Consider the following 16186-nt stretch of genomic DNA (forward strand, 5'->3'; position numbering starts at 1 on the left):
GAAAAATTACCGGCAGACTGCTGTTTTATGGAAGGAAGAATTATTTTGCGTATTCTATTAACAAATGATGATGGTATAGAAGCTCAGGGCATACGGGTTTTATGGAAAGAGCTGGCTTCGGTTACGGATGTGACTGTCAGCGTTGTAGCCCCGGATGCGGAACAAAGTGCTACGAGTCAGGCTATTACTGTACGTCAGCCAATCAGAGTTGATCCATATTCTATAGAGCAATTCCCGCGCTTTTCTGCCTGGCGTGTGAACGGTACACCTACCGACTGCGTTAAAGTTGCCTTAGAAGCCTTGCTGGAGGAAAAGCCGGATATAGTCGTTTCGGGCATCAATCATGGACCGAATCTGGGGACGGATGTATTATATTCCGGAACAGTAAGTGCAGCCATTGAAGGTGCGCTTCATGGAATACCTTCCGTCGCTGTATCGCTGAATTGTTTCAAAGATTTTAATTTTTCTCCGGCAGCTCAGTTCATGCGAACTTTAATTTTTATGATCATGAAGCAGGGATTGCCGCCTAATACTTTGCTGAACGTAAATGTTCCAGCATTTGCGGGAAAGGAAATAGCCGGAGTTGCTATTACTAAATTAGGTGTACGACAATATAAAAATACTTTTGAGCGCCGCGAAGATCCACACGGTCGCATCTATTATTGGATGGGGGGAAAGCTGGCCGACAGCAAGAATGATGATGACAGCGATGTAGCGGCTGTTGGCAATAACTTGATTTCCGTAACGCCGGTGCATTTTGATTTAACGAATTATAACATAATGCATCTGCTACAATCATGGAATTTATCGACGGGAAATTAACGCCGTAAAGTTTTTAACTGCTTTTTCGATTTTGGGGTATATTTAGTTTTTTATTGCATAAATTTACAGTAAAACTCCGGAAGAACTCCAGGGAGGGAAGGCTGTGGCTAAATATACCGGACGCACGCGCGGCAATACAAAACTACAAAAACCGTCTGGTGCGGTTGTGCTTATTTTCCTGGGAGCCATTGTCAGTCTGGCAGTATCTTTAGTATGTACCCTGTTCTTATCGTTGGTAAGCTTGTTATCGGAAGGCTTTTTTATTGAGCGCTATATGGAATATATTATGGTCGCAGTAACAATGGTCAGCATTTTTATTGGCAGTGTTTTTGCCGCCCAGAAGGCGGAATCGAAAGGGCTTCTTATCGGAATTGCTGTTGGTTTTATTTATGTAATTGTTTCCGTTGCTGTTGGTATGAAAATCAGTCAGGAAACCATTACCCTTTTAGTATTCGCAAATAAGTTTGTAGCAGGAATTGCAGCCGGCGCATTGGGGGGGCTGATTGGTATCAATTTATAGCCTGCTGCTTTCTTTGAGGCCATTGGCCTCTTTTTTGCGTAGTGCAGAAACATATTGTCTTACTATTGGTGCCATTTTCTCTGATAAGTCGACCAGTATGGCCAGTAAAAATCCGGCTACTTGATAAACAATTTAGGTAAAATATTGAATAGAGACTGGTAAGAGAGAAGGGATTAGCAGAACACATTACGAATAGTAAAATAGCATTGAATTTTAATAGCTGTAATCTTATTATGAATGGCAGGGTGAAAAATGATTAAAATCGCGATAATCGGTGGAACAGGAGTATATGACCCTAGTATTCTAAATAATATTCAGGCTCATGAAGTTTCAACTCCCTATGGAACAGTCACTTTTAAGGTCGGTGAATTTAATGGTAAAGAAATTGCATTCATTCCAAGACACGGAAGCACTCATGCAATTCCGCCCCATCTTATAAACTACCGGGCCAATATTTGGAGTATGAAAAAGATCGGCGTTGAAAATATTATTGCCACAACGGCTGTCGGTTCTCTCAATCCGGCAATGAAACCTGGTGATTTTGTTTTGGTGGATCAATTTTTGGATTTTACAAAGAACCGGGTAAGCACCTTCTATGAAGGCGGAGAACGCGGTGTGGTGCATGTCGATGTTACCAGCCCTTACTGCTCCAGATTGAGGCATATCCTTGTTGCTGCCGCGCAGAAACATAAGCTCAGTATTCATCAGCTCGGTACATATGTTTGCACGGAAGGGCCGCGGTTTGAAACCGCGGCGGAAATTGCTATGTTCGCAAAACTTGGCGGCGATTTAGTCGGTATGACAAATGTGCCGGAGGCTGTGTTAGCGCATGAAGCGGAGATGTGTTATTCTACGGTGTCGATGGTTACGAATTATGCTGCCGGCATTTCGCAAACAGCTTTGACTCACAGTGAAGTCGTTGCGACGATGAAGCACAATGCTGAAGGCATTAAGCAGCTTATTATGACTGCTATTGACGATATGAACCTGGATGAAGATTGCAACTGCCGGCATACGTTAGCCGAATACGGCGGATTTAAATTATAAAGGCGGTGCAAGTCTTGCGTTCAATGGAATGGGATAATTCTTGTTTAAAACTATTAAATCAAACTTTACTGCCTGGTAAAGTCGAATATAGGGAATGCCGGGATTATCGGGCAGTGGCGGAAGCAATCCGCCGTTTGGAAGTTCGCGGTGCTCCCGCGATTGGCGCGGCAGCGGCTTTTGCCTTCGTATTAGGAGCCAGGGAGATTGTGACCGAGAATGATTTTTTTGCGAAACTGGCGGGAATTGCTGCGGAACTTAAACAAACCAGACCAACGGCAATCAATCTTTCTTGGGCTATTGAAAAGATGAGGGCAGTAGTGAATGCGTATCCGGGCAGCAAGGAAGATAAGACCGAATTGCTAACAGCGTTAGAAACAGAAGCGATCAATATCTATCAGCAGGACGAGAACGTGAATCACCGCATCTCTCAATATGGAGCAAGTTTATTTGACAAACCGACAGCCGTATTAACTCATTGTAATGCCGGTGCTTTGGCAACTGTAGCCTGGGGAACCGCATTAGGGGTTATTCGCGCTGCCTGGTCACAAGGAAAAATAGACCGGGTATATGCCGATGAAACCCGTCCCTTGTTGCAGGGAGCAAGACTGACAGCCTGGGAATTACAACAGGATAATATTCCGGTTACTTTAATTACCGACAATATGGCTGGCTGGATCATGAAAAAAAAGCTGGTACAATCAGTCATCGTCGGCGCCGACAGAATAACGGCCAACGGTGATGTAGCAAATAAAATCGGCACTTATAGCGTAGCTGTACTGGCCAAACAGCATAATATTCCTTTTTATGTAGCTGCACCGGTTTCAACTTTTGACTTTGCTATGTACAGTGGGGAGGATATCCCAATTGAAGAGCGTCAAGCCGAAGAAGTAACCGTATTTGCCGGCCACCGGATCGCACCGGAAAGCATCGACGTATTTAATCCGGCTTTTGATGTTACGCCAAGTTCCTTCGTTACGGCAATTATTACCGAGTTCGGCCTTCTGCGGTCTCCTTATTCCAGCGCGATCAGCAAATTAAAAATCATGAAGGATGGGATGCACAATGGAATCAATGATTAAAAATATCAGTCTTGCCCCTCAGGGACATGATAAAATTAACTGGGTGAGGCAGTTTATGCCGGTTCTCAATATTTTAAATGATAAATTATCCCACGACAGGCCATTAAAGGGGAAAAATATGGTTTTAACAATGCATTTAGAAGCTAAAACAGCCTATTTGGCACTGGTGCTAAAAAATGCCGGCGCAAATGTAGCCGTTACCGGCAGCAATCCGTTATCGACCCAGGACGACGTAGCGGCAGCCTTAGCGGAGCAGGGAGTGACCGTGCTTGCCTGGTACAACACTTCAGCCGAAGAATATAAACAGTTGCTGCATAGAGCATTAGATACTAAACCGAACATTATTGTCGACGATGGCGGCGATTTGGTATCTTTACTGCATACAGAACGCCGGGAACTGCTTGACAATATCTGGGGTGGATCGGAAGAAACGACTACAGGCGTAATTCGTCTAAAAGCCTTAGCCGCAGAGGGGCGACTGAAATTTCCGATGATAGCGGTAAATGACGCCTACTGCAAGTATCTGTTTGATAACCGGTATGGTACGGGGCAGTCTACTTGGGATGGAATTATGCGGACAACCAATCTTACTGTAACCGGTAAAACAGTTGTCATTGCCGGATATGGCTGGTGCGGCAAAGGAGCTTCCATGCGGGCGAAGGGGCTGGGGGCTAATGTGATCATAACCGAAGTAAACCCGATTAAAGCCATAGAAGCCGTTTTTGATGGCTTTCGGGTTATGCCGATGCAGGAAGCCGCGAAACTGGGCGATATCTTTGTCACGCTAACCGGATGCAAAGATGTGATCCGTCAGGAACATTTTGCCGTGATGAAATCCGGAGCGATTTTGGCTAACGCCGGCCACTTTGATGTGGAAATCAATAAAACGGATTTGTCGCAAGCGGCAGTATCCCGCCGGGATGTTCGTAAAAATATCGAAGAGTTCGCCATGGCTGACGGACGTAAAATTTATCTGCTGGCCGAAGGGCGGTTAGTAAATCTTGCCGCCGGCGACGGACATCCTACAGAAATCATGGATTTGTCTTTTGCTATGCAAGCTTTGGCCGTACTGCATATTGCCGAACATCATGGTGAAATGGAAAATAAAGTATATACTATAGAGGATGCAATGAACAACCGTGTAGCCTCGCTTAAATTGGGAGCAATGGGGCTGGCAATTGATCATTTATCCGCGGAACAGCAGCAATATCTCAAGCAGGCATGATACAGTAAGGGTATTGGAGCGAATATAAAATGAACGGATATTCTGAAATTAAGCTGGAAATTTTAACGGCTGGGATTGCTCTTTTTAAAAAAAATCTGGTAACCGGGACCTGGGGAAATCTTAGTTCGCGAGTGCCCGGAACTGATTTATTGGCTATCACCCCTTCCGGACGGGATTATCGAAAATTGCAAAATGATGATATCGTCATTGTTGGCAGAAATGGTCTTACGGTACAGGGGCATTTAATACCATCATCTGAATTGCCGCTGCATTTGGCCATTTATAAGGCACGGCAGGATGTACAAGCAATTGTGCATACCCATAGTGTTTTTGCCAGCGCTTGTGCAGTTGCCCGCAGGGCGATTCCGCCTATTATTGAGGATTTGGTTCAAGTAACAGGCGGTAGTGTTGAGGTAGCCGAATATGCACTACCGGGAACGGCGGAACTGGCACGAAACGTGGTAACAGCATTGGGAAACCGCAGCGCAGCCCTACTCGCCAATCATGGCGTTGTTTGCTGTGCCCGAAGCGTAACAGAAGCGATGACAGCTTGCGAACTGGTGGAAAAAGCAGCCGAAATTTATCTGTACGCCCAACAGCTTGGCGGTGCCGTTACTCTTAATCAACAGGATGTTGCGACGATGCATGAATTTTACGTAAAGCATTATCGAAAACTTCAAGGAGACGATGAATAAGTGGCAAAAATTTTGTTAAAAAGCGCCGAAGCATTGACGCCGGATGGTGCGATAAAGCAGCATGATATTGCAATTGAGGGTTGTCTCATTTCCTATGTCGACACAATTCCTGCCGGCTGGCAGGCCGACCGTATTATTGACTGCAGCGGCAAACTTGCGATACCCGGTATGATAAATACCCATACCCATGCGGCCATGACACTGTTTCGCAGTTATGCCGACGATATGCTCCTAATGGATTGGCTGCAAAATAAAATCTGGCCGGCAGAAGCCAATTTAACCGAGAAAGACGTATATTGGGGAACGCTGCTGTCTATTGCCGAAATGCTGAAATCAGGAACAACTACTTTTGCCGACATGTATTTTTTTATGCCGCAAGTAGCCCGAGCAGTTGCTGAGAGCGGTATCCGCGCGGTTTTGTCCCGCGGTATGACCGGCGTTGCTCCCAATGCTGAACAGGCGTTGATTGAGAGTGAAGACTTCTTTAAACAGTTTCATCAGGCCGCTAATGGGCGCATAACCGTCATGCTTGGACCCCACGCCCCCTATACCTGTCCACCGGAGTATCTGAGAAAAGTGGTAGCATTAGCGGAACGATTACAAGCGGAAATTCACATTCACTTAGCGGAAACAAAGGATGAAGTGGAAAATTGCCTGAAACAATACGGCAAATCACCGATTGCTTTGATGGATGAAATCGGCGTACTGGATTGCGGCGTATTAGCCGCTCATTGCGTTCATGTGTCACAGGAAGATATAGCGATTATGCAGAAGAAGAAAGTTCGTGTTGCACATAATCCGGGAAGCAACATGAAACTGGCCAGCGGGATTGCGCCGGTACCGGAAATGTTAAGTGCCGGATTATGTGTGGGATTGGGTACCGATGGCGCTGCCAGCAACAACAATCTGGATATGATCAGGGAAATGCGTTTAGCAGCCACGCTCCACAAAGTACATACGCTGGATCCTTTGGCTATACCGTCCAAAACGGCAGTGGATATGGCTACAGTCAACGGGGCAAAAGCACTGGGGCTGGACCATATAACCGGTTCTATTGCCGTTGGTTATAAAGCAGATATCGCTTTATTGGATATTCATGCTCCCCATTGGTATCCGACACATGATAAACTATCGCTTCTGGCTTATTCAGCCGCCGCCAGCGATGTGCATACCGTGCTGGTAGACGGACAAATTTTACTGGAGAACAGGCAATTAACAACTATTGATGAAGAACAATTGCTTTATGAGGTGCAAAAACGGGGAGTGCGTCTTGTAGAAAAACTATAATGGCAATTGCGATTCATAGAAGAATGTTATAAAATAGTAACAAGTAATGGAGAGGGGTAGTATAATGCGTGCCTTAAATTTTTATTCCTCAAATTATCACAATCAATTGGTTTGCCGACGTAAAACCTGCACGATTCGCCGTGGCGATAAAACAGATAAGTATTCGGAAGGTGATATTGTCTGGGTAACAGTAGGGAAACGCTTCTCCCAAAGAAAGAAAATTTATACTGCCGTTATTGACCGAGTTCTTGTTAAGCCAATCTCTCAGCTTACAAAAGAAGATTTGCAAGGCGAAAATCCAGATATTACTAGCGTCGATGATTTAATGGACTTTTTGCAGTCTGTTTATGATAAGACGTTGACCCTCAGTGACACTGTCACTGTGGTTTATTTCTCTGAAATCATCGAATAGCAGGTATATATAATTTAAATGGCAGAAGGAGTGTAAGTAATAATGTCTGACAAAAAAATTCCAGTGGGTATTTCCGCACGGCACGTACATGTTTCCCGGGAAGATCTTGATATTCTTTTTGGCTCAGGCTATGAGCTTACTGTTAAGAAGGCTTTGTCTCAGCCGGGACAATTTGCCAGTAATGAAACAGTAGATTTGGTAACAGAGAAAAACACTTTTAAAAAGGTACGAATTTTAGGACCAATACGTAACGCAACTCAAGTGGAACTTGCTTTGACGGATGGAATGAAACTTGGCTTAAAGCTGCCAGTCAAGGATTCCGGGAATCATGCGGGAACACCCGGTATTACGATTGTAGGACCTAAAGGGTCGGTAGATATTAAACAGGGAGTCATCGCTGCCTGCCGTCATATTCACATGACTCCGGCCGATGCCGCGCAGCATAATGTGAAAGATAAAGAAATTGTGCAAGTAAAATTTGAAGGTGACCGTGCATTGATATTTGATAAAGTCTTGATTCGAGTCAGCGATACTTGTAAATTAGATATGCATATTGATACTGATGAGGCAAATGCTTGTATGTGTAAAAATGGGGATACGGTTGAAATTATAAAGTAGATTTATTTGATAAAAAAACTCCAGCAATGCTGGAGTTTTTTTATTATATCTCTGCGACGACAAAAAAAGAGCCCAACATATTTTCATATTGGGTTCGTGGTATAACAAATACTTAAAACCAGTTATTTACCTGCGACTGTTTTATTTAAATCAGCAATAAGCGCCTCAATATCAATACCATGAGCAGAAGCTCCCTGTTCGATATTTTCAAAACGAGCAGCGGCACAACCTAAGCAACCCATGCCATGATTGCGAAATATCTCGACCGTTTGCGGATGCTTTTGGACAACTTCAGTAATACTCATTTCTTTCGTAATTGGCATAATATGCCCTCCCTTAGTTAAAATAGGTTACAAACAATATCATTATACCATATTCAGTATAAGGACGTAAGGACTAGGCATAGGACTTTGGAATTATTTATAAAATTTTTTCTGCCATTTTGAAGGATTTTATTTTTTTCTCCAGAAAATACATAATAAAGTGGTTTGTTGTGGTGGGATGTGGTGAATATATTCGCCAAGGGGGTGATGAGCCGTGCTGATGGGAGAGTATTTACACACGATAGATACGAAGGGCCGGCTCATTTTACCTGTAAAATTTCGCGAAGAATTAGGCGACACTTTTGTCATTACCAAGGGACTGGATGGTTGTTTGTTCGTATACGCTATGGAAGAATGGGCTACGCTAGAAGAAAAATTAAAACGCTTGCCATTAGCAAAACCGGAAGCTAGGGCTTTTGTTCGTTTCTTTTTTGCTGGAGCGGCAGAAGGTGTATGCGATAAACAGGGTCGTGTTCTTCTTCCCAATAACCTGAGAGAATATGCCCATTTAGAAAAAGATGTTGTAGTGATTGGCGTGTCCAACCGGGTTGAAATTTGGGCTCAAAACACCTGGGATTCTTATAGTGAACAAATCGGGCCAACGGTAGCCCAAATCTCCGAGAGCTTGGCGGATTTAGGTATTTGATGAGGTGAGTATCAGTGGAATTTCACCATATAAGTGTTTTGCTGGAAGAAAGTGTGTCGGCTCTAGTGACGGATCCTGCCGGAATTTATGTTGATTGTACGTTAGGCGGCAGCGGACATGCGGCACAAATAGTCAGCCGCTTGCAGCCAGCGGGTCGGTTTGTGGGTATAGACCAGGATCCGGCAGCAATTCATACCGGCCAAATCCGTTTGGCGAAAGTTGCTTGCAAGGTGGACATTGTTCAAGGGAATTTCCAGCAGATGGGGAATATTTTGCAGGAATTGCACATCGACGCAGTTGACGGTATTTTTTTTGATTTAGGCGTATCATCCTATCAACTGGATGTGGCTGAACGGGGATTTTCTTATATGCAGGATGCCCCCCTTGATATGCGGATGAACCCGACAGCTGACTTATCGGCTTACCATGTAATCAACACCTATTCGGTGGAACGGCTGGCCCAAATCATTGCCGACTATGGTGAGGAGCGCTGGGCGAAACGAATTGCAAAGTTTATTGCGGAAGCTCGCCTTTCTGCACCGGTGGAGACTACCGGACAATTGGTTGACATTATAAAAAGGGCGATTCCCGCAGCTGCCAGAAGAGACGGGCCCCATCCGGCAAAACGTACTTTTCAGGCAATACGGATTGAGGTGAACAATGAACTGGGGATTTTACCCGCAACATTTATTACGGCGGTTGATAAGTTAAAGCCGGGCGGACGGTTAGGTATCATTACATTTCATTCTCTGGAAGATCGAATTGCCAAAAAGACGCTGCAGAGTATGGCGAAAGGCTGTATTTGTCCCCCTAAGCTGCCGGTGTGCGTCTGCGGCCACAAGCCGCAAATCAAGCTTCTGGGCAAACCGATTGTGCCGTCAGAGGCTGAAATTAATGCGAACCCCCGAGCCCGAAGTGCAAAACTGCGTCTGGCGGAAAAAGTAGGAATTTAGCAGGCCTTTTATGGATGAAGCGTATTTTGTTCTAATTTTTAAGGAGGGTAAATAATATGTTAGCAAGTAAAAAAAAGCAATGGGTTGTCATCGAAGAAGAACAGACTGCCCCTACCTCCGATAAAGGCTTGCCGAAAGTAAATGGTGCATTGCGGGCAAAATGTTTTATTATGGTTATATTTGCCGTTACCATTGCTTTTTTTGGTACCATTCGCAGCGAGACGATTGTTCGGGACGGATACGAATTGGTCCAGATGAAGGCTCAAGTTGTAAAGCTGGAAAAAGAGAATGAATTACTGCGATTGGATATTGCTAAAATGAAAGCACCCCAGCGGATACAGCATATCGCTGCCACTCAATTAGGAATGGTATTGCCGCAAACGGTTTATTGCGCTACTACGGCAGCTGATGCGCCGACCGGCGATTCGCCAATGAATGGATACGAAGAAAAGAATTTGGTCAACCGGGTGCTGAATGCTGTTCAGTCTGCTAAGGCGGAGGCGAGTCAGGGGCGTTAATTTGAATTGGGGGAGAGGCCATTGGCGTCAGCTGCACATGGTACCATCAGAAAAAGGGTAGCGTGTCTGTTCCTATTTGTGGCGGTTATTATGGCAGGACTTAGTTGTCGTCTCATGTATATCCAATTCTATCGCAGTAATTGGTTAATGGAAAATGCCATCGATCAGAGGATGCGTGATATTCCGGTCGAAGCAAAACGGGGAATTATTTTTGATCGAAATGGCAGGGAACTGGCAATTAGTGTAAGTACTGAATCTGTTTACGCCATACCTGCAGAAATACGTGATGTCGATGAAACAGCAGCCAAATTGGCTGCTATTTTGGCGTTGGATGAGGATAAGTTGTCGGTAAAACTAAAAAAGCGTCAGGCTTTTACCTGGGTAAAGCGAAAGATTGACGCTGAGCCGGCCAAAGCAGTAAAAATGCTGGATTTGCCGGGTATAGGATTGACTCAGGAGAGCCGGCGGGTTTATCCTCACGATAATTTGGCAGCTCATGTCCTGGGATTTACCGGGATTGACAGTCAGGGATTAGATGGGGTAGAAATCACCTTTGACAGTTATTTAAAAGGACGTTCCGGCAGTATAGTGATTGAATACGATGCCCGCGGCCATGAAATACCGTATGTCACTCATCGGTTTGTTCCGCCGGTGGAAGGCCAAGATGTTTATCTTACGATTGATATGGTTATCCAGCAAATTGTTGAACGGGAAATCGAGCGGGTTATGAAGGAGACTCAGGCAAAATCGGTAACGATTCTTGCTATGCAGCCGCGTACGGGCGAAATATTGGCTTTGGCCAACCGACCGGATTATAATCCCAACCAATTCGCTGATTATTCACCAAAAACCTGGCGCAATATTGCTGTATCCAACGCTTACGAACCTGGTTCAACGTTTAAGATTATTACTACAACGGCCGCTTTGGGAGAAAAAGTGGTTACTTTGGAAGATCGCTTTTTTGATCCTGGAGTGATCGAAGTACAAGGAAGAAAAATTCATTGCTGGAAACATGGCGGGCATGGCAGTGAAACTTTCCGGGAAGTAGTAGAGAATTCCTGTAATGTGGGTTTTGTTACCGTGGGGCTTCGCTTAGGCCGCGATCCTTTTTATCAGTATCTGGACTCTTTCGGTTTGGGTCAGACGACTCAGATTGACTTGCCGGGGGAAGCCAAGGGAATTTTGATTGACCGGCTGCAGGCAAAGCCAATTAATTTAGCTACTATGGCAATGGGGCAAAGCATTGCGGTAACGCCGATTCAATTATTGACGGCCGTAGCGGCAGTTGCCAATGATGGTGTTAGAACCAGGCCCCAAATTGTTCGCGAAGTCAGGGATAAAAGCGGAAAGAAAATTCGCGGCTTTGAACCGGATGTCGTGAATCAGATTGTGGATAAGGCAACAGCCAAACAGGTTCAGGAAGTCCTGGAAAGTGTAGTGGCTAACGGAACCGGTAAGAATGCATATATTGAAGGATTCAGGATTGCCGGTAAAACAGGAACAGCACAAAAAGTAGGCGCCGGTGGCTATGAGCCGGGGAAATATGTGGCCTCGTTTGTCGGATTTGCACCTGCCGATAATCCCCAGATCGTCATGCTGGTAATGATTGATGAACCGGTAGGCCTTTATTATGGCGGACAAATTGCGGCACCGGTTTTTGGGGCTATCATGAAAGATGTGCTACAATATTTAAAAGTGGCGCCGCGGCTTTTGTCAGCCGGGGGGAATGAGGACAAGAAAAGTCATGTTTTAGTACCCAGTGTTATTAACTTATCAGTACCGGAGGCGGTAAATATTTTACAGAAGGCAGGACTAAACGCCCGGATCGAAGAAGAGGGGGAGCGGGTTGCGGATCAGATTCCGAAACCGGGCAGCCGTGTCCCCCAGGGCGCTACTACGCTCCTATATACCTTAACGTCCCGTTACAATGAAGGGGAAGTTACTGTTCCCGACTGTCATGGCCTTTCTTTACGGCAAGCGGCTGAACTTCTTGCCCAAATAGGATTAAGTATTCAGCCGGTTGGTTCAGGTGACAAAGTAAGCAGGCAGAATCCCTTACCGGGGAATAAAGTGGTCTCAGGTGCTAGTATTACGTTATTTTTTGAATAGCAGGGCGGCACACGGATAGACTTTTTCGCCGGATTCAGATAAAATTGATAATATTGGTAATAATAGTGATGAATAGATGGGAGGATTCCAGCATGAAGACATTACAGGAACTCGCCGCTTTGCTGTCCAATGCAGCGATAACAGGAGATATAAAACAACCGGTTCAGGCTTTAACCCATGATTCAAGACAGGTAAGGCCCGGCACTTTATTCGTCTGTCTGACCGGCACTAAAGTTGATGGTCATGACTATATTGAGCAGGCTCGTCAAAAGGGAGCCATAGCGGTATTGGTTGAAAAAGCTGTGGCAATTGCCGGGATAACGGTGATTAAGGTACCGGATACCCGTTTGGCCATGCAGCAAATTGCGCCTTATTTTTATGACTATCCAGCCGAAAAGTTGAGAATCATTGGAATCACCGGCACAAATGGCAAGACTACAACGACCTATCTGATTCGCAGCATTTTACAGCAGGCGGGTTTCCGGGTAGGCGTAATCGGAACAATACAAATTATGATCGACGATCAGGTTTTGCCAATTCATAATACTACTCCGGATGTGATTGAACTTCAGTCCGTATTAGCCAAAATGGTCGTTGCCAAAATGGATTATGTGGTGATGGAAGTGTCTTCCCATGCTTTAGCGTTGAACAGGATTGCCGGTTGTGAGTTTGATGTAGCGGTGTTTACCAACATGACCCGGGACCATCTTGATTTTCACGGGACATTTGAAAACTACCTTGCAGCAAAATCTCGTTTATTCCAATTGGTGAGTGAGCCCAGTAATCGTAAGGCGGGCAAGGCGGCAGTGGTTAATATTGATGATCCTGCAGCCAGTACGATTCTTCGAAGTTCACACTGCCGGACTATATCCTACAGCGTGAATCAGTCGGCGGATTTACAGGCGAAAGATATTGATATCCAGGCCAGGGGAGCGAGTTTCGTAATAGTGTCGGAACAGGGAGATATTCCAATCAAGCTTAAAATTACCGGCGTTTTTAATGTGTACAATGTCTTGGCGGCTGCCGGGACAGCTTTGGCGGAAGCTATTGACGGTAAACTGATAAAACAGGCGCTTGAAAATTTTGTCAGTGTGCCGGGGCGGTTTGAACTGGTGGCTGCCGGACAGCCGTTTAGCGTGATTGTTGATTTCGCTCATACTCCGGATGGATTGGAAAATATTTTAAAGACGGTACAACAGTTTGCTAAAGGGAAAATCATTACCGTATTTGGCTGCGGCGGTGATCGCGACCGGACCAAACGGCCGATTATGGGGCATATTGCAGCTGAATTATCCGATGTGGTCATTGCGACTTCCGATAACCCCCGGACGGAAGAGCCGGAAGCAATTTTGAGTGAAATTGAGGCTGGCATTTTGAAAAATCTGACTGCCGGTAAAACCTATGAAAAGATTATTGACAGACGTCAGGCAATCCAGCGGGCGCTGGAATTAGCAAAAGATGAGGATACGGTTATTATTGCCGGAAAAGGGCATGAACCTTATCAGATTTTAAAAGAGAGAACCATTGCTTTTGACGATCGGGAGATAGTCCGAGAGCTTGTCAGGGGGATGAAATAGCGATGGCGGTTTTTACAATAGCTGAGGTCGTTTCAGCAACCGGCGGAAAGCTGAGGGGTGCAGCCCAGGAGAGGTTTACGGGGGTTGCTACTGATACCCGCAAGATTCAACCGGGAAATCTGTTTGTTGCTCTGCAAGGCGAACGCTTTGACGGTCATGATTTTATTAGTCAGGCGGTGGAGCGGGGAGCCGGCGGCGTTTTGGCTTCACGAACCGATATGAAGATGCCGGAGGGAGTTCCTGTGATTTATGTTGAAGACACGTTGCAGGGATTGCAGCAATTGGCCCGGTTTCATCGCCTGAGATTTTCTATTCCGCTGATTGCAGTTACGGGATCAAATGGTAAAACCACGACAAAAGATATGATTGCTGCCGTTTTGTCAAGCCGTTTTCATGTTTTAAAGACCGAGGCTAATTTTAACAATGAAATTGGCTTATCACTCACGTTGTTGAATCTTGATTCCAACCACGACGCTGCTGTTGTGGAGATTGGCATGCGGGGGCAGGGGCAGCTGCGTGAACTGGCAAAAATAGCTTTACCGACGATGGCAGTGATTACAAATGTCAGTGAAACCCATATTGAATTGTTAGGATCTATTGAAAATATCGCTGCTGCTAAAGCTGAACTGGTAGAGGCGATTCCTGAGACCGGAGTTGTATTTTTAAATGGGGATGATTCCTATGTTAAGGCTATGAGTCTAAGCAGCAAAGCTCGGGTAGTGGAGTATGGAATTCTGGGGAAGCGGGATGTCTGGGCTGATGCGATCCGCAATGACGGGCAGGGAATGACATTTCATTGTCACGGGCAGGTCACGTTTACGGCAACGGTTTCCGCTGCGGGCAGGCATAATGTATACAACGCTTTAGCGGCAATTGCAGTAGGAGTGGAAATGAAGTTAACCGTGGAGGAAATCAAACGGGGACTGCAAGCTTTTTCCGCTGGCGCTATGCGCTTGTCTATAGAAAAGCTGGGGGAGTATGTTATTATTAACGATGCCTATAATGCCAGTCCGCTATCTATGTCGGCGGCTATTGACACGTTAGCGGAGGTGGCTAAGGGCCGATCTATTGCTGTGCTGGGCGATATGCTGGAATTAGGCCACATCGCTATCGAAGCCCATCGGCGAATTGGCCGCAAACTGGCGGAACAGGGCGTCAAAATTGTGATTACGGTTGGCGAATTGGCTCGTAATATTGCGGAATCAGCCCATGAATATGGAATTGTCAATGCGGTAGCGTGTCAGACTCATAGTGAAGCCATAAAAGTTTTACAGCAATATATTAAGCCGGGCGATACATTGCTAATTAAAGGCTCACGGGGCATGAAAATGGAACAGATTCTGAAAATGTTTGGGGAATAGTTGGGGAGGCTTACTATGCAGGAGTTGTTGTTTGCCGCCGGGGTGGCATTTTTTATAGCATTGCTGATTGGTCCATTGATTATTCCGGTTTTGCGGCGATTAAAGTTCGGTCAGAGCATTCGCCGGGAAGGGCCGAAAAGGCATTATGCAAAAGCGGGAACACCCACTATGGGCGGCATTATTATTTTAATTGCTTTGTTACTTTCTTCGTTGTTGTATGCGGGAAAAAGCCCCGAAGTCTGGCTGGCGTTATTTGTTACTTTAGGCCACGGAGTACTCGGCTTTTTGGATGATTTTATTAAAGTGGCGCTGAAACGGTCCCTTGGTCTTAAAGCCCGCCAGAAACTTTTCGGGCAGATTATTTTGGCCGTGGCCTTGGCCTATATTGCCACTACTTATATGGGGCGGGGCACTGACTTATGGATACCCGTGCTGGGGATGAATCTGGATCTTGGCCCATTCTATTATGTACTGATTTTTTTCGTTCTGGTTGGAACCACCAATGCGGTAAACCTTACCGACGGACTGGATGGCCTTGCGGCTGGGACGACAATAGTTGCCGCCGTTGCCTATGCTGTCATTGCTCTTGCTTTTGCCAAACCGGAGCTGGCTGCTTTTTGCGTTGCATTGGCGGGAGCAACGTTAGGCTTTTTGCGTTTTAATGCCTATCCGGCTAAAGTTTTTATGGGGGATACCGGTTCCTTAGCTCTCGGCGGCGCCTTAGCCTCTGTAGCGGTCATGACGAAAACAGAATTACTGTTGATCCTCGTGGGCGGTGTTTTTGTCATTGAAGCTTTATCGGTTATCATCCAGGTTGTCTCTTTTAAAACTACAGGGAAAAGAGTATTTTTAATGAGTCCCATTCATCATCATTTTGAATTGTCCGGCTGGCCGGAGGTTAAAGTGGTGACGGTATTTTGGCTGGCAGGCGTTGCCTTTAGTGTGTTGGCACTGGCTATTTTATCTGTCAGCCGCGGAGGAGGAATATAAGTAA

17 protein-coding genes are annotated in these 16186 nt (G+C 45.6%); 16 read left to right on the forward strand and 1 reads right to left on the reverse strand.

Going from position 1 to position 16186, the window contains the following annotated elements:
* Positions 1-45 precede the first annotated feature (45 nt).
* From surE to ABFC84_13215, 9 genes are all read left to right on the forward strand, one after another.
* Entirely contained in the window at positions 46-822 is a 777-nt protein-coding gene (surE, locus tag ABFC84_13175; GenBank protein MEN6413690.1) for a 5'/3'-nucleotidase SurE, read from the forward strand.
* 103 nt (positions 823-925) lie between these two features.
* Positions 926-1342 (forward strand): TIGR04086 family membrane protein, encoded by a 417-nt coding sequence (locus ABFC84_13180; GenBank protein ID MEN6413691.1) that lies wholly within the window; start codon positions 926-928, stop codon positions 1340-1342.
* 252 nt (positions 1343-1594) lie between these two features.
* The gene (mtnP, locus tag ABFC84_13185; protein MEN6413692.1) at positions 1595-2389 is read left to right on the forward strand and encodes an S-methyl-5'-thioadenosine phosphorylase; all 795 of its coding nucleotides are present in this window, start codon (positions 1595-1597) and stop codon (positions 2387-2389) included.
* Between the two features lie 14 nt (positions 2390-2403).
* Positions 2404-3468, forward strand: a complete 1065-nt coding sequence (gene mtnA / locus ABFC84_13190; GenBank protein MEN6413693.1) for an S-methyl-5-thioribose-1-phosphate isomerase — start codon at positions 2404-2406, stop codon at positions 3466-3468.
* Positions 3452-4693 (forward strand): adenosylhomocysteinase, encoded by a 1242-nt coding sequence (locus ABFC84_13195; GenBank protein ID MEN6413694.1) that lies wholly within the window; start codon positions 3452-3454, stop codon positions 4691-4693. Before mtnA ends, ABFC84_13195 begins: the two co-directional genes overlap by 17 nt.
* A 29-nt stretch (positions 4694-4722) precedes the next feature.
* Positions 4723-5388 carry a class II aldolase/adducin family protein gene (locus tag ABFC84_13200; protein MEN6413695.1) on the forward strand — a complete coding sequence of 222 codons (666 nt, stop codon included), beginning with the start codon at positions 4723-4725 and terminating at the stop codon, positions 5386-5388.
* On the forward strand, positions 5389-6675 hold the full coding sequence (locus tag ABFC84_13205; protein ID MEN6413696.1) for an amidohydrolase: 1287 nt from the start codon (positions 5389-5391) through the stop codon (positions 6673-6675).
* A gap of 64 nt (positions 6676-6739) precedes the next feature.
* Positions 6740-7087, forward strand: a complete 348-nt coding sequence (locus tag ABFC84_13210; protein ID MEN6413697.1) for an ASCH domain-containing protein — start codon at positions 6740-6742, stop codon at positions 7085-7087.
* 42 nt (positions 7088-7129) lie between these two features.
* Positions 7130-7705: a phosphate propanoyltransferase gene (locus ABFC84_13215; GenBank protein ID MEN6413698.1), complete on the forward strand. Its 576-nt coding sequence runs from the start codon at positions 7130-7132 to the stop codon at positions 7703-7705.
* Between the two features lie 122 nt (positions 7706-7827).
* Here the strand turns inward: ABFC84_13215 and ABFC84_13220 are convergent, their stop codons facing one another.
* A complete protein-coding gene (locus ABFC84_13220) occupies positions 7828-8028 on the reverse strand; it encodes a DUF1858 domain-containing protein (GenBank protein MEN6413699.1) in 201 nt (66 codons plus the stop codon).
* Between the two features lie 214 nt (positions 8029-8242).
* Here ABFC84_13220 and mraZ point away from each other — a divergent pair, with 214 nt between their 5' ends.
* The 7 genes from mraZ to mraY all read left to right on the forward strand — a co-directional run bounded on the left by mraZ (position 8243) and on the right by mraY (position 16182).
* Positions 8243-8674: a division/cell wall cluster transcriptional repressor MraZ gene (gene mraZ / locus ABFC84_13225; protein ID MEN6413700.1), complete on the forward strand. Its 432-nt coding sequence runs from the start codon at positions 8243-8245 to the stop codon at positions 8672-8674.
* A 14-nt stretch (positions 8675-8688) separates the two neighbouring features.
* Positions 8689-9627, forward strand: a complete 939-nt coding sequence (gene rsmH, locus ABFC84_13230) for a 16S rRNA (cytosine(1402)-N(4))-methyltransferase RsmH (protein ID MEN6413701.1) — start codon at positions 8689-8691, stop codon at positions 9625-9627.
* A gap of 56 nt (positions 9628-9683) precedes the next feature.
* Positions 9684-10145, forward strand: a complete 462-nt coding sequence (locus ABFC84_13235) for a hypothetical protein (protein MEN6413702.1) — start codon at positions 9684-9686, stop codon at positions 10143-10145.
* Between the two features lie 21 nt (positions 10146-10166).
* Positions 10167-12254 carry a stage V sporulation protein D gene (locus ABFC84_13240; GenBank protein MEN6413703.1) on the forward strand — a complete coding sequence of 696 codons (2088 nt, stop codon included), beginning with the start codon at positions 10167-10169 and terminating at the stop codon, positions 12252-12254.
* Positions 12255-12346: 92 nt separating this feature from the next.
* Positions 12347-13831, forward strand: a complete 1485-nt coding sequence (locus ABFC84_13245) for a UDP-N-acetylmuramoyl-L-alanyl-D-glutamate--2,6-diaminopimelate ligase (GenBank protein ID MEN6413704.1) — start codon at positions 12347-12349, stop codon at positions 13829-13831.
* Positions 13832-13833: 2 nt separating this feature from the next.
* Positions 13834-15192: a UDP-N-acetylmuramoyl-tripeptide--D-alanyl-D-alanine ligase gene (gene murF, locus ABFC84_13250; protein ID MEN6413705.1), complete on the forward strand. Its 1359-nt coding sequence runs from the start codon at positions 13834-13836 to the stop codon at positions 15190-15192.
* Positions 15193-15207: 15 nt separating this feature from the next.
* On the forward strand, positions 15208-16182 hold the full coding sequence (gene mraY / locus ABFC84_13255; protein ID MEN6413706.1) for a phospho-N-acetylmuramoyl-pentapeptide-transferase: 975 nt from the start codon (positions 15208-15210) through the stop codon (positions 16180-16182).
* Positions 16183-16186 lie beyond the last annotated feature (4 nt).

Source organism: Veillonellales bacterium, assembly GCA_039680175.1.
In the GTDB taxonomy this organism is placed as follows: domain Bacteria; phylum Bacillota; class Negativicutes; order JAAYSF01; family JAAYSF01; genus JBDKTO01.

Coding starts and splice junctions, on each gene's coding strand:
- ABFC84_13215 (MEN6413698.1), top strand. CDS start 7,130: ATGTCTGACAAAAAAATTCCAGTGGGTATTTCCGCACGGCACGTACAT.
- ABFC84_13195 (MEN6413694.1), top strand. CDS start 3,452: ATGGAATCAATGATTAAAAATATCAGTCTTGCCCCTCAGGGACATGAT.
- ABFC84_13210 (MEN6413697.1), top strand. CDS start 6,740: ATGCGTGCCTTAAATTTTTATTCCTCAAATTATCACAATCAATTGGTT.
- mraY (MEN6413706.1), top strand. CDS start 15,208: ATGCAGGAGTTGTTGTTTGCCGCCGGGGTGGCATTTTTTATAGCATTG.
- ABFC84_13245 (MEN6413704.1), top strand. CDS start 12,347: ATGAAGACATTACAGGAACTCGCCGCTTTGCTGTCCAATGCAGCGATA.
- ABFC84_13200 (MEN6413695.1), top strand. CDS start 4,723: ATGAACGGATATTCTGAAATTAAGCTGGAAATTTTAACGGCTGGGATT.
- murF (MEN6413705.1), top strand. CDS start 13,834: ATGGCGGTTTTTACAATAGCTGAGGTCGTTTCAGCAACCGGCGGAAAG.
- ABFC84_13220 (MEN6413699.1), bottom strand. CDS start 8,028: ATGCCAATTACGAAAGAAATGAGTATTACTGAAGTTGTCCAAAAGCAT.
- ABFC84_13235 (MEN6413702.1), top strand. CDS start 9,684: ATGTTAGCAAGTAAAAAAAAGCAATGGGTTGTCATCGAAGAAGAACAG.
- mtnP (MEN6413692.1), top strand. CDS start 1,595: ATGATTAAAATCGCGATAATCGGTGGAACAGGAGTATATGACCCTAGT.